The sequence below is a fragment of the Streptomyces sp. NPDC007164 genome (assembly GCF_040634135.1).
Classification (GTDB): domain Bacteria; phylum Actinomycetota; class Actinomycetes; order Streptomycetales; family Streptomycetaceae; genus Streptomyces; species Streptomyces sanglieri.
In genome coordinates this window covers 260,188-277,146 of the sequence record NZ_JBEYFB010000005.1, presented here as the reverse complement: position 1 = coordinate 277,146, position 16,959 = coordinate 260,188, and the positions used below count along the sequence as shown (strand labels likewise).

General features: G+C 70.8%; 18 protein-coding genes and 2 pseudogenes. 10 read left to right on the top strand and 10 right to left on the bottom strand.

Annotated features, from left to right (window positions below):
* The 3 genes and pseudogenes from ABZ622_RS11445 to ABZ622_RS11435 all read right to left on the bottom strand — a co-directional run.
* A pseudogene (locus ABZ622_RS11445) lies at window positions 1–81 on the bottom strand (electron transfer flavoprotein subunit beta); the annotation flags it as partial.
* 203 nt (window positions 82–284) lie between these two features.
* Window positions 285–791, bottom strand: coding sequence for a flavin reductase family protein (locus tag ABZ622_RS11440; protein ID WP_360542134.1), 507 nt, complete (start codon window positions 789–791; stop codon window positions 285–287).
* 196 nt (window positions 792–987) lie between these two features.
* A complete protein-coding gene (locus ABZ622_RS11435; protein ID WP_360542133.1) occupies window positions 988–1,314 on the bottom strand; it encodes a thioredoxin family protein in 327 nt (108 codons plus the stop codon).
* Window positions 1,315–1,532: 218 nt separating this feature from the next.
* On the opposite strand from ABZ622_RS11435, the gene ABZ622_RS11430 reads away from it, so the two are divergent.
* Window positions 1,533–2,255: a lysophospholipid acyltransferase family protein gene (locus tag ABZ622_RS11430; RefSeq protein WP_360542132.1), complete on the top strand. Its 723-nt coding sequence runs from the start codon at window positions 1,533–1,535 to the stop codon at window positions 2,253–2,255.
* A gap of 170 nt (window positions 2,256–2,425) precedes the next feature.
* On the opposite strand, the pseudogene ABZ622_RS11425 reads toward ABZ622_RS11430, so the two are convergent.
* The 4 genes and pseudogenes from ABZ622_RS11425 to ABZ622_RS11410 all read right to left on the bottom strand — a co-directional run.
* A pseudogene (locus tag ABZ622_RS11425) lies at window positions 2,426–2,683 on the bottom strand (transglutaminase); the annotation flags it as partial.
* Window positions 2,684–2,758: 75 nt separating this feature from the next.
* Window positions 2,759–3,838 carry a low specificity L-threonine aldolase gene (locus ABZ622_RS11420; RefSeq protein WP_360542131.1) on the bottom strand — a complete coding sequence of 360 codons (1,080 nt, stop codon included), beginning with the start codon at window positions 3,836–3,838 and terminating at the stop codon, window positions 2,759–2,761.
* Complete coding sequence (locus ABZ622_RS11415) at window positions 3,817–4,584, bottom strand: SDR family NAD(P)-dependent oxidoreductase (protein ID WP_360542130.1); 768 nt, start codon at window positions 4,582–4,584, stop codon at window positions 3,817–3,819. The genes ABZ622_RS11420 and ABZ622_RS11415 overlap by 22 nt, the downstream gene beginning before the upstream one ends.
* 26 nt (window positions 4,585–4,610) lie before the next feature.
* Entirely contained in the window at window positions 4,611–6,008 is a 1,398-nt protein-coding gene (locus ABZ622_RS11410) for a DUF6421 family protein (protein WP_360542129.1), read from the bottom strand.
* 317 nt (window positions 6,009–6,325) lie between these two features.
* Here ABZ622_RS11410 and ABZ622_RS11405 point away from each other — a divergent pair, with 317 nt between their 5' ends.
* Entirely contained in the window at window positions 6,326–6,976 is a 651-nt protein-coding gene (locus tag ABZ622_RS11405) for a glycerophosphodiester phosphodiesterase family protein (protein ID WP_360542128.1), read from the top strand.
* Between the two features lie 12 nt (window positions 6,977–6,988).
* Here ABZ622_RS11405 and ABZ622_RS11400 read toward each other — a convergent pair whose 3' ends face one another.
* On the bottom strand, window positions 6,989–7,540 hold the full coding sequence (locus ABZ622_RS11400; protein WP_360542127.1) for a GNAT family N-acetyltransferase: 552 nt from the start codon (window positions 7,538–7,540) through the stop codon (window positions 6,989–6,991).
* Window positions 7,541–7,617: 77 nt separating this feature from the next.
* Between ABZ622_RS11400 and ABZ622_RS11395 the strand changes: the two genes are divergently transcribed.
* Window positions 7,618–8,004 carry a VOC family protein gene (locus ABZ622_RS11395; protein ID WP_360542126.1) on the top strand — a complete coding sequence of 129 codons (387 nt, stop codon included), beginning with the start codon at window positions 7,618–7,620 and terminating at the stop codon, window positions 8,002–8,004.
* 15 nt (window positions 8,005–8,019) lie between these two features.
* Here the strand turns inward: ABZ622_RS11395 and ABZ622_RS11390 are convergent, their stop codons facing one another.
* Window positions 8,020–9,432 carry a PLP-dependent aminotransferase family protein gene (locus ABZ622_RS11390; RefSeq protein WP_360542125.1) on the bottom strand — a complete coding sequence of 471 codons (1,413 nt, stop codon included), beginning with the start codon at window positions 9,430–9,432 and terminating at the stop codon, window positions 8,020–8,022.
* Between the two features lie 105 nt (window positions 9,433–9,537).
* On the opposite strand from ABZ622_RS11390, the gene ABZ622_RS11385 reads away from it, so the two are divergent.
* From ABZ622_RS11385 to ABZ622_RS11355, 7 genes are all read left to right on the top strand, one after another.
* Window positions 9,538–10,791 carry a Tm-1-like ATP-binding domain-containing protein gene (locus tag ABZ622_RS11385; protein WP_360542124.1) on the top strand — a complete coding sequence of 418 codons (1,254 nt, stop codon included), beginning with the start codon at window positions 9,538–9,540 and terminating at the stop codon, window positions 10,789–10,791.
* Window positions 10,792–10,875: 84 nt separating this feature from the next.
* Window positions 10,876–11,700: a phosphoenolpyruvate hydrolase family protein gene (locus tag ABZ622_RS11380; RefSeq protein WP_360542123.1), complete on the top strand. Its 825-nt coding sequence runs from the start codon at window positions 10,876–10,878 to the stop codon at window positions 11,698–11,700.
* A 138-nt stretch (window positions 11,701–11,838) separates the two neighbouring features.
* Window positions 11,839–12,429 carry a DUF5134 domain-containing protein gene (locus ABZ622_RS11375; protein WP_360542122.1) on the top strand — a complete coding sequence of 197 codons (591 nt, stop codon included), beginning with the start codon at window positions 11,839–11,841 and terminating at the stop codon, window positions 12,427–12,429.
* Between the two features lie 86 nt (window positions 12,430–12,515).
* Window positions 12,516–13,451 (top strand): M56 family metallopeptidase, encoded by a 936-nt coding sequence (locus ABZ622_RS11370; RefSeq protein WP_360542121.1) that lies wholly within the window; start codon window positions 12,516–12,518, stop codon window positions 13,449–13,451.
* A gap of 33 nt (window positions 13,452–13,484) precedes the next feature.
* A complete protein-coding gene (locus ABZ622_RS11365) occupies window positions 13,485–14,183 on the top strand; it encodes a phosphatase PAP2 family protein (protein ID WP_360542120.1) in 699 nt (232 codons plus the stop codon).
* Between the two features lie 109 nt (window positions 14,184–14,292).
* Entirely contained in the window at window positions 14,293–14,994 is a 702-nt protein-coding gene (locus tag ABZ622_RS11360; protein ID WP_360542119.1) for an HAD-IA family hydrolase, read from the top strand.
* A 69-nt stretch (window positions 14,995–15,063) separates the two neighbouring features.
* Entirely contained in the window at window positions 15,064–15,243 is a 180-nt protein-coding gene (locus ABZ622_RS11355) for a hypothetical protein (RefSeq protein WP_124719283.1), read from the top strand.
* Window positions 15,244–15,369: 126 nt separating this feature from the next.
* Here the strand turns inward: ABZ622_RS11355 and ABZ622_RS11350 are convergent, their stop codons facing one another.
* Window positions 15,370–16,860 (bottom strand): hypothetical protein, encoded by a 1,491-nt coding sequence (locus ABZ622_RS11350; protein ID WP_360542118.1) that lies wholly within the window; start codon window positions 16,858–16,860, stop codon window positions 15,370–15,372.
* Window positions 16,861–16,959 lie beyond the last annotated feature (99 nt).

Genomic DNA, 16,959 nt, shown 5'->3' with positions numbered 1-16,959 from the left:
CACCGTCAGATCATCGGCGAAATGCCGGTCACCCGTGGCGTCGGGCACGTACTTCACACAGACAACGATCCTCAAGCTCACGCCGGCTCTCCTACTGCATCGTCATTTCCGGGCTGCCTTGTTGCACGCAGCATAGGCGCCTGATGGGGCGGTTTCCGGTCGGGGCGACCGACGCCTCGACCGGAAATATTACTAGCCAGTACACCCAGCGGCCCACTCATGAGCAAGCGCTTGGAACTGTGATATGCCCAACGTACGACACCCCATGTGCCGCCTGGGCCGGATCAGTCCCGCAGCGCGCTGAAACGGCCCTGGTGATAGATCAGCGGACGGCCGACTCCGGCCGGATCGCCGGCCACGGCCTGCGCGATCACGATCCGGTGGTCCCCGGCCGGGACGCGGGCGACCACGCGGCAGACCAGCCACGCCAGTACGCCGCCGAGTACCGGGACTCCTTCGGGCCCACTGCGCCAATAGGTGGACGGACCGAACCGGTCGGCGCCGCTGCGGGCGAAGGTGGCGGCCAGCTCCTGCTGGTGCTCGCCGAGTATGTGGACGCCGACGTGCTCGGCCTCGGCCAGGACCGGCCAGCTGGAGGACGAGGTGCCGACCCCGAAGGAGATCAGCGGCGGTTCGGCGGCGACGGAGTTGAGGGAGGTGGCGGTGAAGCCGACCGGCCGGTCACCGGCGGCGGTGATCACCGCCACACCGGCGGCGTGCTGCCGGAAGACCGAGCGGAGCAGCTCGGGGGAAGCCTGGCGGGGGGCGTCGAGCTCGGGCGATGCCGTCATGGACATGTCCTTCTGCGGAAGTGGCTTACGGGGCCGTGGTTGCTCAGGCACCCGGACAGCGCGCGCTCGCGTTGCGGGCGAGATCGACGTGGACCCGGCCGTAGAGAAGGACTTCCGGCGGCATAGCGTCAGACTGACGATGCATGGTGGGTGCAGTCAAGAGCGTTCCGCGATGTGGGAGATGCGTCACGGTCCGTCACATCGCCTGTCCCAGCGCGGCGACCACGTCGACGGTGCGCGGCTGCCCGACGGCCCGGCGAACGATCCGGCCGGCCGCGTCGAGGACCAGCACGGTCGGCGTCCGGCTGATCTCCAGCTCCCGCACGAGGGGGAGATGCGCCTCGGCGTCGATCTCGACATGGGCCACGCCGTCCACCATGCGGGCCACCTCGGCAAGGGTGCGGCGAGTGGCCCGGCAGGGCTGACAGAACGCGCTGGAGAACTGCATCAGGGTGGCCCGCTCGCCCAGTTCGGCGCCGATCCGGGCCGCGTCCAGCGACCCGCCACACGTCTGCCCGTCCACCTTCGGCCTCCTGTCAGAGCTCATCGCAAGAGGTCAGCACCGCCGGCCCGCGAGACATTCCCGGAGGTTCCACGTGACGAGAATCTCGCGCCCCGAGCCCTCCGAGACTGGCCACCGCGTCGCGCATGGGGCACGATCGGCGCAATGCCGCAAACCTACGGCTGCGTAACTTCCGCCGGGAGAACCCTCCTCAGGCGCTGAAGAAGGGTCTTCCCCAGATGGCAGAACTCGTCTATCGGCCGGTCATCGGCGCCGCTCGCACGTTTTTCAAGGCGCTTGACCTGAAGATCGACACTCAGGGTTCCGAGCACATCCCGAAGACCGGTGGCGCGGTACTGGTGAGCAATCACATCAGCTATCTGGACTTCATCTTCACCGGGCTCGCGGCCCTGCCGCAGAAGCGGCTGGTCCGCTTCATGGCGAAGGAATCGGTCTTCCGGCACAAGGTCTCAGGGCCGCTGATGCGCGGGATGAAGCACATCCCCGTCGACCGCAAGCAGGGCGAGGACGCGTATGCGCACGCGCTCGCCTCGCTGCGCTCCGGCGAGATCGTCGGCGTGTTCCCCGAGGCCACCATCTCGGAGTCGTTCACGCTGAAGAGCTTCAAGTCGGGCGCCGCCCGGCTGGCTCAGGAGGCCGGCGTGCCGCTGATCCCGATGGCGCTGTGGGGCACGCAGCGGCTGTGGACCAAGGGGCGGCCGCGCAATTTCAAGCGCAATCACGTGCCGGTGACGATCCGGGTCGGCGAGCCGCTGGAGGCGCCCACCGACCAGTACGCGGGCGCGATCACCCGGCGGCTGCGGGAACGGGTCCAGGAGCTCCTGGAGGCGGCCCAGCGCGCCTATCCCGTGCGCCCGAAGGACGCGAGCGACACCTGGTGGGTGCCCGCCCACCTCGGCGGTACGGCCCCGACCCCCGCCGAGGTGCGGGAGAAGAGCTGACGGGCCGAAACGTCACTCCGTGGAGCCGGCGGTGCCCCGCGCCCCGGAGCGCGACCGTTGCGGCGATCGGTGAATCCGGCGGGCCGGCGGTTCGGGCCGGCCGCTCGGCGTGGCCTCAGAGCGCCGTGGGCAGCGTGCGCCACAGCTGCCGGCGGTCCTCGGCGGACCTGGGACTCGGAATGGCAGATGCCGTTGCGCGTCGCAAGGACGTCGGAGGCGCGCCGGGTGACGCGCGGGTCGCCGGAATCGGCGGAGTGCGCGGTGGTGTCGCGGGCAAAGGCATGGGCGGCGGCCGCGTACGCATGTGCGTCGGTGCTGCCGCCACGGAGTTCGGCGACCGTCTCCCGCACCAGCGAATGCCCGTGGTCGATGGCCTCGTAGGCGGCGAGGCAGGCGGACAGTTCCGGGACTTGCTGGATCAGCTCCACGGCCGCCGAGCGCAGATGTGCGGTCGACCGGAGAGCAATATCTTTCCGGTCGACCGCATATCTATTCAGTTCTGGCTACTTCGCCATCTCTTCCTTCAGAGCGAGGACGAACGCGTCGACGTCGTCCTCCCTGGTGTCGAAGGCGCACATCCAGCGGACATCGCCGGCCGCCTCGTCCCAGAAGTAGAAGCGGAAGCGCTTCTGCAGCCGTTCGCTGACCTCGTGGGGCAGCCGGGCGAAGACGGCGTTGGCCTGGACGGAGTGGAGGATCTCCACGCCGTCCACCGTGCGCACGCCCTCGGCGAGGCGCTGGGCCATCGCGTTGGCATGCCGGGCGTTGCGTAGCCAGAGGTCGCCGGCGAGCAGCGCCTCCAGTTGCACGGAGACGAAGCGCATCTTCGACGCGAGCTGCATCGACAGCTTGCGCAGGTGCTTCATGGCACGGACGGCGTCCGGGTTCAGGACGACCACGGCCTCGCCGAAGATCGCCCCGTTCTTCGTACCGCCGAAGGACAGCACGTCGACGCCGACGGTGTTGGTGAACGTGCGCATCGGCACGTCCAGCGACGCCGCGGCGTTGGCTATCCGGGCCCCGTCCAGATGGACCTTCATGCCGTGTCCGTGGGCGTGGTCGCAGATGGCGCGGATCTCGTCGGGTGTGTAGACCGTGCCCAGCTCGGTGTTCTGGGTGATCGAGACGACCTGGGGCATGGCGCGGTGCTCGTCGTCCCACCCGTATGCCTGCCGGTCGATGAGCTCGGGGGTGAGCTTGCCGTCCGGGGTGGGCACGGTGAGCAGCTTGAGGCCGCCCACCCGCTCCGGGGCGCCGCCCTCGTCCACGTTGATGTGGGCGGACTCGGCGCAGATCACCGCGCCCCAGCGGTCGGTCATCGCCTGGAGGGAGACGACGTTGGCACCGGTGCCGTTGAAGACCGGGAAGGCTTCGGCGGTGGGGCCGAAGTGACTGTGCATGACGCGCTGGAGGTGCCCGGTGTACTCGTCCTCGCCGTAGGCGATCTGGTGACCGCCGTTGGCGAGGGCGAGGGCAGCGAGGATCTCCGGATGGGTGCCCGCGTAGTTGTCGCTGGCGAAGCCTCGGATCTGCGGGTCGTGATGGCGCCGCGCGTCGGTCCTTACGGTTGTGGGGTCAGCCACAGGCGCTTTCCGTTCACTTCCGGGGCGGGCCGGTCCCAGACGCCGGCGATGGCATCGGCCAGCTCCTTGACGTCGGTGAAGCCCGCGAATTTCGCATTGGGGCGCTCGGCGCGCATCGCGTCGTGCACCAGTGCCTTGATGATCAGGATCGCAGCCGCGGTCCTGGGCCCTTCGTCGCCCCCCGCCTTGCGGAACGCGTCCGCGAGTGCGAGCGTCCAGGCCTCGGCCGCCGCCTTCGCCGCGGCGTAGGCCGCGTTTCCCGCGGTGGGCTTGCTCGCCCCGGCCGCACTGATCAGCACGTAGCGGCCCCGATCGCTGCGCTGGAGACCCTCCTGGAAGGCCAGCGAGGTGTGCTGGACCGTACGGATCAGCAGCTTCTCCAGCAGGTTCCAGTCGGCGAGGTCGGTCTCGGCGAAGCTCGAACTGCCGCGCCAGCCGCCGACGAGGTGGACCAGGCCGTCGATCCGGCCGAATTCCTTCTCGGTCTTGGCCGCCCATTCGCGGGCGGCGCCGAGGTCCAGCAGATCGACCGTGTCGCCGGTGACGGTGGCGCCGCCGTGGGCGTAGCGCGCGGCGTCGACCGCCTCGGCCAGCCGGGTGGCGTCCGCGTCGGAGGCCACGACGGTCGCGCCGGCCTCGGCGAGCCGCAGCAGGGCGGCCCGCCCGGCCGGGCCGGCGGCACCGGCGACCGCGACGACCGCACCCTCAAGAGCGCCGCTCCCGTTGCCCTTGCCGTTTCCGTTCATGGCCACCGCCTCCTCAGACCCGGCGCTCACGCGGCTGCCCGCTCGGCATCCGCGGCGGTGATCCCCTTGGTCGAGGCGATCACATTCTTCAGCTTCTTGGAGAGCGCCTCATAGAACATGCTCAGGGGAAACTCGTCCGGAAGCACATCGTCGACGAGCTTACGCGGCGGCTGCGACAGGTCCAGCGCGTCCGGGCCCTTGGCCCAGCGGGAGCCCGGGTGCGGGGCGAGGTAGGCCGCGACCAGGTCGTAGGCGGCGAACCAGTGGACCAGCTTGGGGCGGTCGATGCCGTCGCGGTAGAGCTTCTCGATCTCGGCGCAGAGCTGGTTGGTGATCTGCGGGGCGAGGTCCCAGTCGATCTTCAGCGTGTTGTCGGTCCAGCGGATCACGTCGTGCTTGTGCAGGTACGCGAAGAGCAGCTGGCCGCCGAGGCCGTCGTAGTTGCGGACGCGCTCGCCGGTGACGGGGAAGCGGAACATCCGGTCGAACAGCACGGCGTACTGCACGTCACGGCCCTGGGCGACGCCGTCGGCCTCCAGCTTCACGGCCTCCTTGAAGGCGGTGAGGTCGCAGCGCAGCTCCTCCAGGCCGTACATCCAGAACGGCTGGCGCTGCTTGATCATGAAGGGGTCGAAGGGCAGGTCGCCGTGGCTGTGGGTGCGGTCGTGGACCATGTCCCAGAGCACGAAGGCCTGCTCGCAGCGCTGCTGGTCGGCGACCATCTCCCGGATGTCCTCGGGCAGCTCGACGCCGAGCAGCTCGACGGAGGCCTCGGTGACCCGGCGGAAGCGGGCGGCCTCGCGGTCGCAGAAGATGCCGCCCCAGCTGAAGCGCTCGGGGGCCTCGCGCACGGCGATGGTCTCCGGGAAGAGCACCGCGGAATTGGTGTCGTAACCGGAGGTGAAGTCCTCGAAGGTGATGCCGCAGAACAGCGGGTTGTCGTAGCGGGTGGCTTCCAGCTCGGCCAGCCAATCGGGCCAGACCATCCGCAGCACGACCGCTTCGAGATTGCGGTCCGGGTTGCCGTTCTGCGTGTACATCGCGAAGACGACCAGGTGCTGCAGCCCGTCCGCGCGGTCCTTGGCCGGCTGGAAGGCGAGCAGCGAGTCCAGGAAGTCCGGCACGCCGAAGCCGTCCGCGGCCCAGCGGCGCAGGTCTGCGGCGAGGGCACGGTGGTACGCGGCGTCGTGCGGCAGCAGCGGGGAGAGCTCCACGACCGCGCCGATCACACGGTCCAGCGTCGACCGCGCGGCCTCGGGGGACGGGGCCCCCTCGGTCTCGAAGTCGATGGAACCGTCCTTCGACTGCCAGGGGCGGATCTCCTCCACGGCATTCTTGAGCGCGGGCCAGGCGGGATGATCGACCACCCGCCGGTCCGTAGCTATGCCGCCTTCGGCGGCGTCCTGCACAAGAATTTCCGTCATAACACTTCCTCCACGGGAGAACCTCGCGTCAAGCAACCGTATCCATGTGCGGTTCCTTGAGACAAGTGGGGCCCAGAAAATTATCCTGCCGACCCCCACGGTCACCGCGATTCTTCCTGTGCAGAACGTTTGAAGCGACTACTTCCGTCGACCGGACGCGCGGAGCGGGTGTCCGCCCTTCCCATCCGCCCAGAGGCCGTTAGGCTGCCCAATTGCCGTAATGCCGTAGTGCTTCGTGGGTAGGAGCCGCACGCGAAAGACGACGTCGACGGAAGCGGGTTGCCTTGTCTTTTCTCACCATCGGACATCGCGGAGTGATGGGTGTCGAGCCGGAGAACACCCTGCGCTCGTTCGTCCACGCGGAACGGGCCGGAATGGACGCGATCGAGCTGGACCTACATCTGAGCAAGGACGGCGCACTGGCCGTGATGCACGACGCCGATGTGGACCGCACGACGGACGGCAAGGGGCCGATCAGCGAGAAGACCCTGTCCGAGCTGCGCGAGCTCGATGCCGGGCAGGGCGAGCGGGTGCCGGTCTTCGAGGAGGTGCTCGACGCCGTACGGTCCCCCGTGCAGGCCGAGATCAAGGACGCGGCGGCGGCCCGCGCGCTGGCCGAGGTGATAGTGCGGCGCGATCTCGTCGACCGGGTCGAGGTGTCCTCGTTCCATGACGAGGCGGTGGCCGAGATCGCCAGGCTGGTGCCGGGCGTACGGACCGTGCTCATCGCGAGCCGCTGGCGGGGCGATGTGGTGGACCGGGCGAAGGCGGTGGGGGCGGCGACCCTGGCGCTGAACATCCGCCGGCTCACCCTGGAGGTCGCCGAACAGGCGCACACCGAGGGGCTGAAGGTCATCGGCTGGGTGGTGAACACCCAGGACCATCTGCGCCTGGCGCGCGCCCTGCGGCTGGACGGCGCGACCACCGACTACCCGGAGATCCGCCGCGCCGGCCGCTTCACCGCCTGACCGCGGGCCCGGTCAGCCGAGGTCCTTGACCAGCAGCTCGAAGACGAGGTCGTCACGCTGCGGAATGCCGCAGCGCTCGTCGCCGTACGGGAACGGGCTGAGCTCTCCCGTACGGCGGTAGCCGCGCCGCTCGTACCAGGCGATCAGCTCCTCGCGCACCGAGATCACGGTCATGTGCATCTCGCGCACGCCCCAGCTCTCCCGGACGGTGCGCTCGGCCTCGGCGATGATCACCTTGCCGAGGCCCGCGCCCTGGAGTCCGGGACGGACCGCGAACATTCCGAAGTAGGCGGCCTCGCCGCGGTGTTCGAGCTGGCAGCAGGCGACGAGCCCGCCGTCGCGCTCCACCACGAGCAGTCGGCTGCCGGGCGCTTCGACGACCCGCCGCACACCGTCCGGGTCCGTCCGCCGGCCCTGGAGGATGTCCGCCTCGGTGGTCCAGCCGGCCCGGCTGGAGTCCCCGCGGTACGCCGACTCGATGAGCGTCACCAGGGCCGGCACATCGGCGTCGGCCGCGTCGCGGAAGGTCAGCTGTCCCGGGTCCTGCGCGGGGGCGGTGTCCATTGCGGTGGCTCTCCGTTTCTGTGCTGTGGCCGTGCCGGAGCAGCGTAACGCGGGTGTCCCGGATCTAGAGTCGGCGCATGGTTCATGTGCTGAGCAGCCGGATCCTGTTGCGTCCGGTGGATCCCGAGCGGTCGCGGATCTTCTACGGGCAGTCCCTCGGGCTGCCCGTCTACCGGGAGTTCGGTACCGGCCCCGAGCGGGGCACGGTCTACTTCCTGGGCGGGGGCTTCCTGGAGGTGTCCGGGCGCGCCGCCGGGCCGCCGGTGCCCGGTCTCGAACTGTGGATGCAGGTCGCGGACGTGCGGGCGGCCCACGAGGAGTTGTCGGCCTGCGGCGTGGAGGTGCTGCGGGAGCCGGTGCGCGAGCCGTGGGGGCTGGTCGAGATGTGGCTCCGCGACCCCGACGGGCACCGGATCGTCATGGTGGAGGTCCCCGCGGACCATCCGCTGCGGTATCGCCCCTGACGGCCCCGGATGCCGTCAGTGAGCGGTGCGGCTCCGTTCCGCGCAGTCGACGAGCACGGGCAGGGCCTTCGCCAGGCTGCCGTCGTCGTCGGCGAACGGGAGCCGCACATGGTGGCGGAAGCCGTCCACGGCGGAGAAGGCCGGGCCGGGCACGATCAGCACGCCCGCGCGGCGGGCCAGCTGGGCGGTGGCCTCGGCGTCCGCGCCCGGGATCTCCACCCAGAGGGCGGAGCCGCCGTCGGGGCGCTCCCACCGCCAGCCGGTCCGCTGCTCGCGCAGGAGCCGTTCGGTCTCCGCGAGACGTTCGCGCAGCCGGGAGCGGCGGCGGGCCCGCGCCCGGGGCAGTTGCCGCAGCAGCTCCACGGCCAGCATCTGTTCCACCACCGGGCAGGACAGGTCGACGGACTTCTTGATGTCGGCCAGCCGTCGGATCACGGTGGTGGAGGACCGGATCCAGCCCAGTCTGAGCCCGCCCCAGAACAGCTTGGACAGGGTACCCACGGTGGCCGTGGCGGCGGGCGGCAGCAGGCCGGCGAGGGAGCGGGGCGCGGCGTCGTCGAGCAGGGACAGTTCGGCGTAGGCGTTGTCCTCGACCACGTACAGGCCCTGTTCGGCCAGGACGGCGGCCCAGGCGAGGCGGGTGGGCTCGTCCATGCCGCGTCCGGTGGGGTTGTGGACGGCCGGCTGGAGGTAGACGAGACGGGGCCGGACATGACCGGCCAGCCGGGCCAGCGCCCGGGCACCGGGCGCCCCGTCCGCGGGCAGCGGCACCAGCCGGGCGCCGCGGCCGCGCAGCGCTTCGAGCGCGCCCCGGTAAGTCGGATCCTCCACGATCACCGTGTCACCGGGCTCGACCAGGCCCTGGGTGATCAGCCAGACGGCCTGCTGGGATCCGGCGGTCACCAGGATCTGTTCCGGGGAGGTCGGCAGGCCCGCCGACCGGTGGTATTCGGCGATCCCCTCGCGGAGCTCCGGCAGCCCGTACGGGAGGTATCCGTCGCCGGCCAGCGCGACGGTGAGGTCGGCGGCGGACAGCCCGCCGACCGCCGCCGCGACCGCGGGCAGGCCGTCCAGCGCTCCGCTGGACAGGTCGATGCCGCCGCCCCTGGTCCCGAAGCTGGCGAGCCGGCCCTCGGTGGCCGGCTCGCCCACCGCGCCGGAGCCCCGCAGCCGGGAGCCGCTGCCCTGCCGGCTCTCCAGCCACCCCTCGGCCTCCAGCAGTCCGTACGCCGCCGTCACCGTGGAACGGCTGACGCCCAGCGCCGTCGCCAGGGCGCGCTGGGAGGGCAGCACCGTGCCCGGTGCCACGTCTCCGCGCTGCGCCAGTTCGCGCAGCGCCTCGGCCAGCAGTTGCGGCATCGCGCCCGTGCCGTCCTTGGACCACCCCGTCAGCAGACGGGACAGCCGGGTGGGAGGAATCCGGTCCATGCACTCATCATCGCCCGCCGCAGGCCAATTGCCCTCAAGTGGTCTTTGCCGCCCTCCGGTGGCTCGCACATGATCGGGAGAACGCCGTTGCAAAGGAGCAAAGACATGGCGACCGTGGTGCTCGTCGGAACACTGGACACCAAAGGGCCGGAGTACGAGTGGCTCTCGGCCCGGCTTCGCGAGTCGGGCTGCGACGTGGTGCTCGTCGATGCCGGGGTGATGCCGTCGCCCGTGGGCACGGTCACGGGCGACATCGACGCGGCGGCCGTCGCGCGCCGCGCCGGGCACGGTCTGGAGGCGCTGCGCGCCAACGGGGACCGTGGTGCGGCGGTGTCCGCCATGGCCGACGGGGTCGAGCAGATCGTCGGTGATCTGTACCGCGAGGGGCAGCTGAACGCGGTGCTGGCGGTGGCCGGGAGCGGTGGCTCGTTCATCGCCGCGCGTGCCATGCAGGCGCTGCCCATCGGCGTCCCGAAGGTGCTGGTGTCCACCATGGCCAGCGGGGACGTGTCGCCGTACGTCGGCAGCAGCGACATCACCATGATGTACAGCGTGGTCGACGTGGCGGGCATCAACTCCGTCTCGACGCAGATCATGGGCAACGCGGTGGCCGCCGCGGCGGGCATGGCCATCCACCACGAGCGGCGGCTGAACGAGCCGCAGCCCCAGGGGCGTCCGCTGATCGGCGCCAGCATGTTCGGCGTCACCACCCGGGCAGTGGACGCCGCACGGCAGCGGCTGGACGAGCTGGGCTACGAGGTGCTGGTCTTCCACGCCACCGGCGCGGGCGGCCGGGCGCTGGAGAAGCTCGCCGCGGGCGGGTTCCTCGCCGGTGTCCTCGACCTGACCACGACCGAGCTCGCGGACGATCTGGTCGGCGGCGTGCTGAGCGCCGGCCCGGACCGGCTCACCGCGGCGGGCCGGGCGGGGCTGCCGCAGGTGGTCGCGCCCGGCGCACTGGACATGGTCAACTTCGGCGCCGTCGACACCGTCCCGGAGCGCTTCGCCGGACGCCGGTTCCTGGAGCACAATCCGACCGTCACCCTGATGCGCACCACGGCCGGCGAGATGGCCGAACTCGGTGCCTCCATGGGGCGGAAGCTGGCTTCGGCACACGGCCCGACGGCGGTCCTCTGGCCGCTGGGCGGCGTCTCCGCGGTGGACGCGCCGGGCGGTCCGTTCCACGATCCGGAGGCCGACGCCGCCGGGCTGGCGTCCCTGCGCGCCGCGCTGCGGGGCAGCGCCGTCGATCTGCGCGAGATCGGCGCCCATCTCAACGACGCGTCGTTCGCCGTCGCCGCCGCCGACCACCTCCACCAGCTGATCAGCACCCGGAAACGTTCGCACCCGAACGTCTGAGCCCGCGCCTCCGCGCGCGCCGGAGGCCCCGCATCCGCGCGCCCGAGCGGCGAGAAACCCACCAACGGAAACAGGAGTCCATCCGTGAACCGCAATCAAGCCCTGTCGCGCCTGACCGAGCAGGTCGCAGCAGGCAAGGCCGTCATAGGCGCGGGCGCAGGCACCGGCCTGTCCGCCAAGTGCGCGGAGGCCGGCGGCGTCGATCTGCTGATCATCTACAACTCCGGCCGGTACCGGATGGCCGGCCGGGGCTCGCTGGCGGGTCTGCTGCCGTACGGCGACGCCAACGCCATCGTGCTCGACATGGCGGGCGAGGTGCTGCCCGTGGTGCGGGACGTCCCCGTGCTCGCCGGGGTGTGCGGCACCGATCCGTTCCGGATCATGGGCAACTTCCTCGACCAGTTGAAGACCATCGGCTTCGCCGGCGTACAGAACTTCCCCACCGTCGGGCTGTACGACGGCAGGTTCCGCGAGAACCTCGAAGAGACCGGCATGGGCTTCGGTCTGGAGATCGACATGATCCGCCAGGCCCACGAGCGCGATCTGCTCACCGCGCCCTACGTGTTCGACCCCGAGCAGGCCACCGGAATGGCGCGGGCGGGCGCCGATGTCCTCGTGCCGCACGTCGGGCTGACCACCAAGGGTTCCATCGGCGCCTCGACCGCGCTCACCCTCGATCAGGCCGCCACCGCCGTTCAGGAGATGCACGACGCCGCAAAGCGCGTCAATCCCGACATCATCGTGCTCTGCCACGGCGGCCCGATCGCCGAACCGGAGGACGCCCGCTACGTCCTGGAGCACACCTCCGGGATCGCCGGCTTCTTCGGCGCCTCGTCCATGGAACGGCTGCCCACGGAGCGCGCCATCACCGAGCAGGCACGCGCTTTCAAGTCCCTCACGCTCGGCTGACAAGGGCACGGAAGCACAGCGCGCGGCGGGAACACTCCCTCCGCGCGCTCCCCTTGTACTTCAATGCGCCGCGTACGGCGGTCCTCCCCCGGGCATCGACCAGGGGGACCGCGTCGTACGGCCAGGGGGAGGTGCGCTGTGCACGGATCGGCGATGTCGGGCTGGCTGCTGATGGCTTTGTGCGCGATGACGGGTGCGTACTGCCTGCTGCGCTCCCGCAGCGAGACCGGGGAGGGGCGCAGGGCGGCACGCGCGGAGGCGCTGATGGGCTTCGGCATGGCCGCCATGGCGGTGCCGGCGGCCGTCGTGACACCTCCCGCCTGGGGATGGGCGGTGTACACGGCGCTGTTCGGGGCGGCCTCGTTGCGCGCGTTGTGGTCCGCCCGGCGCGGCAGTCACCATCTGCACCATTGGGTGGGGTCCTCGGCGATGTTCTACATGGCCCTGACGATGGCGCCGGGCGGCGGGGCGGCACACGGCGGGCACACGGGGCACGGGGTCGCGGCGACGGCCGGGGGCATCCCCCTGCTGACCGGACTGCTGCTGGCCTACTACGCGGTGTACGTGCTGCGGTCGGGGGCCCGGCTGATACCGGTGGCTGCCGCTCCCGTCCCGGCGGGCGGTGGCGGTGGCCCTGCCGGGTCCGCCTGGGGTACGCGCCCCGAGCTGGCGCTCGCCTGTCGGCTGACGATGGGGATGGCCATGTTCGCGATGCTGCTCACCCTGTGATCCGGCCGGCCGGTCAAACCGTGGTCTGCGTCACTTGCCGTGCACAGCCATACCCGTGGATACCGCGGCCCTCATAGGCTGGCGTCATGTTGGTCTCCCTCGCACTGCTGCTGCTCGGTGCACTGGCTGCCGTCCTGACCCCGCGGCTGATGGCCAGGGCCCGGTGGCCGGAGCGCGAGCCCGTCGTGGCGCTGTGGGTGTGGCAGTGCGTGGTGGCCGGGGTGCTGCTCTCCTTCGCGCTCTCCATGACGTTCAGCGCGGCCGCCGCCTGGCAAGCGGTGCGCGGGCATGTGTTCGCCCCCGCACCGCACGCGGTGGTGGAGGCGTACGCGCTGGGCGGGCACGGCCGGTGGTCCGCCGCCATGGCCGTGCTGCTGGCGCTGGGCGGGGTGTGGTCGGCGATGATGCTGACCCGGGAGATCCACCGGGCCCAGGTGCGTCGCAGGCAGCGGCGCGCCGAACTGCTGGTGCGGGCCCCGCTGATGCCCGGCGAGAAGCCCGGCAGCGGCCGTCTCGTCGTGCTGGAGGGAGAGCGTCCGGATGCCTGGTGGCTGCCGGGCGCCGCGCCTCAACTGGTCATCACCACCACGGCACTCAGGCGCCTGAAAGGCCGTCAGCTCGATGCGGTGCTGGCCCATGAGCAGGGGCACGCGAACGCACGGCACGACTGGCTGCTGCACTGTTCCGGCGCCCTGGCGACCGGCTTTCCGCAGGTGCCGGTGTTCGCGGCGTTCCGCGACGAGATGCACCGGCTGGTCGAACTGGCCGCGGACGATGTGGCGTCGAAGCGTTTCGGACGGCTGACGATCGCCCTGGCCCTGGTGGAACTCAACGAGGACCGGGGCGTGTTCGGCCCCTGCCCGGCGCCGGACGCACAGCTGCCGCTGCGGGTGAACCGGTTGCTGACCCCGGCGGACCGGCTCACCGCCGGCCGTCGGCTCCGGCTGACCGCGGCGGCCGCGATGGTGCCGGTGGTTCCGCTTCTGGTGGCCTTCATTCCGGGGCTCAGCGCGCTGCGATAGCCAGGGCCGCCGGCCTTCCGCGAAGATCGCCCCATGCCGTCCACGCAGCTCTCCCCGCCGGTCCGTACGCCTTCCCGTGTCACCCCGTTCGGGACGGGTACGGTCTGCGCGCTACTCGCACTGGTCGTGCTGGTCCTCGTCGCCGTGCGCTGGTCACCGCTGATGACGCTGGACCGCTCCGTCGCCGATGCCCTGCACCACAGGGCGGTGACCGAACCCGGCCTGGTCCATGCCAACCGGATCCTCACCGACTGGGCCTGGGATCCGTGGACCATGCGCGCCCTGATCACGGTGGCGGTGGTGGCGCTGTGGTGGCGCGGGGAGCGGCCGCTCGCGGTGTGGGTGGCGGCGACGAGCGTGCTGGGCACCGTGGTGCAGCAGGGACTGAAGGCCGCCGTCGGCCGGGCGCGGCCGCAGTGGCCCGACCCGGTGGACTCCGCCCATTACGCGGCGTTCCCGTCCGGTCACGCGATGACGGCGATGGTGAGCTGCGGCCTGCTGCTCTGGCTGCTGCACCGGCACGGGGCCGGGCCCCGGCCGTGGCGGACGGCGCTGGTGGTGGCGTGCGTCTCGGTCGTCGGGGTGGGCGTGACCCGGCTCTACCTGGGCGTGCACTGGCTGAGCGACGTACTGGCCGGCTGGCTGCTGGGGGCGGCCCTGGTCGGCTTCGCGATCGCCGGATTCGCCCGGTACGAGCGGCGTGGCGGGCTTCGCGCGCCCGGCCGCTCCTGAGCCGGCCGAGTCCCACCCGCCCCAGCCCCGGGGCGGCCGGCCTTGTCGCGCCGTCCCCGCCCCGGGCCGCCCTTGTCGCGCCGTCCCCGTACCGGGGAGGATCGCAGCCATGCAGATCAAGGGTGTGCTCTTCGACTTCTCCGGGACTCTCTTCCGTATCGAGTCCGTCCGGTCCTGGCTGCGCGCGGTCCTCGCCGAGCAGGGGGTGACGGTGGGCGGGGCCGACTTCGAGCGGTACGCGGGCGAGCTGGAGGCAGCCGGGGCGCTGCCGGGCGGCCCGCTCCCCCGGCAGGTTCCCGCCCGGCTCTCCGCCGCGTGGGCCACCCGTGACGAGAGCGCGGAACTGCACCGGGAGGCGTACACCGGGCTGGCCCGGCAGGTGGCACTGCCGGATCCCGGGCTGTACGACGCGCTGTACGAGCGGCATCGCACACCGGCCGCCTGGCAGCCGTACCCGGACGCGGCGCAGGTGCTCGGCGCGCTGTGCGACAGCGGCATCCGGATCGGCGTGGTCAGCAACATCGGCTGGGACCTGCGGCCGGTCTTCCGGGCGCACGGCCTGGACCCCCTGATCCATGACTATGTGCTGTCGTACGAGCACGGCGTCCAGAAGCCGGACACACGGATCTTCCACACGGCCTGCACAAATCTGGGGCTGGATCCGGCGGATGTGGTGATGGTCGGGGACGACCGGAAAGCGGACGGCGGGGCCGCCGCACTGGGCTGTGACGTGCGGTTCGTGCACCATCTGCCGGTGTCCGAGCGGCCCGACGGACTGCGGACGCTCGGACTGGTGCCGGGCGTTGCCTGACAGACATGTGAGAGATGTCCCTGACGCCCAATGGGTCTGATTGTCACATCGGGGCCTTAGCCTGTATGTATGTCCCGTTCTCCGTGCTCCTCCGATTCCACGCGCACCGCCGCCGTGGTGAACAAAGAGATCCGTGACCTGTGGCAGCGCTCGGGCGGCTGCCTGTCCCCGGAGGACGAGGAGCAGTACCAGCGCCTGCTGGTGGAGTGGGCCGCGGCGACGAGCGGCGGCGCCAGGTCCGCCGCCTGACGCGCGGATCCCGGCCCCGCGGGCTCGCGGACGTCCCGCAGGGCCGGGAATCCGCCCTGCGGGACGTCTTGCGTTCACGGTGGATCCGGCCGGGTGGAGGTTCCGGCCGGCTGGAGGGTCAGGCCGTCAGCGGCCGAAGTACTCCGGCTGGGTCTGGACATTGAGCTCGTCCAGCCGTACCCGCTTCGCCGGGTCGGTCCGCCGGTCGTCGAGCTTCAGGACGTCGAAGCCCTTGGCGATGTCGTTGGAGTAGATGTAGCCGTTGTAGTAGTACGCCGACCAGGGGCCGGCCGTGGTGACCGCGTCGGTGGTGACCGGGCCGCGCTCGAAGTAGCCGATCTCCTTCGGCTTCGAGGAGTCGGTGAAGTCCCACACCGACACTCCGCCCTGGTACCAGGCCTGGACCATCAGGTCGCGGCCCTTGACCGGGATGATCGAGCCGTTGTGCGCGACGCAGACCTCGGTGTCGGCCTGCGGTCGGTCGATCTTGAAGTAGCTGCGGAAGACCAGCTTGCGGTGGTCGCCCCTGCCGACGATGTCGTAGATGCCGTTGGCGCCGCGCTTCGGGCCGATCTCCTCGTTGCAGGTGGCCGCGCCACCGCCACCGAGTTCATCGGTGAAGACGACCTTGTCCGTGGTCTGATTGAACGTCGCGGAGTGCCAGAACGCGAAGTTCACGTTGTCCTGCACCCGGTCGATGATCTTCGGGTTCTCCGGGTCCTTGATGGAGAACAGCAGGCCGTCACCCATGCAGGCGCCGGCGGCCAGGTCCTTCGAGGGCAGCACGGTGATGTCGTGGCAGCCGGTGGTCCTGGAGACGCCCGGGTTGTCCGGAGCCCCCGGGTTGCCGCCGTCCGGGAAGAGCACCGGGAAGTTCACGACCGCGGCCTTCTCGGGCGCGTTGCGCGGCACCTTGATGACGGAGATCCCGTCGTGCGGCGGCTGGCAGTCGGGGAACGTCGCGCTCGGCGAGTACGAGGAGACGTACACGTACACGTTCTTGCGCTCGGGGACCAGCGTGTGGGTGTGCGATCCGCACGCGGTCTCGACGGCGGCGACGTACTTCGGGTTGCGCTTGTCGCTGATGTCGAAGACCTTCATGCCCTCCCAGGAGGACTTCTCCGTGGCGGGCTGGGTGGTGCTGGTGCAGGAGTTGTCGCTGCGCGATGAGTCGGTGGACAGGAAGAGGAGGTTGCCCGAGACCGAGATGTCGTTCTGCGAGCCGGGGCACAGGACCTGCGAGACCGTCCTCGGGGACCTGGGGTTGCTGATGTCGAAGATCCGGAAGCCGTCGTAGTTTCCGGCGAAGGCGTACTTCCCCTGGAAGGCCAGGTCCGTGTTGAGGCCCTTGAGCGCGTCCTTCGGAACGTTGGCCAGATGAGTGATGTTGGAGCTGTGGACGATCTCGTCCACGCCGGGTACCTCGCCGCTTCCGATGGCGGCCGCGGCCTCGGCTTCCTGCGCGGCCGAGACGCCCGTCCGGGCCGCTCCCCGGTCACCGGGGTCGGGCGTCGCGGCCGCGGGTCCGGCCATCAGCAACGTGGCCAGCAGGCCGGCGGCTGCCGTCGCCACACCCAGGCGTCTGCGCCGTACCGGGCTCGTGTGCAACGAAATCACTGCGTCCTCCCATGCATCCGAACGTAGTTGAACGGTTCACGGACCTCGGCAGTATCGTCCTTGTCATGGTGTTCTCAACAGATGGCAACAGAGACGTAA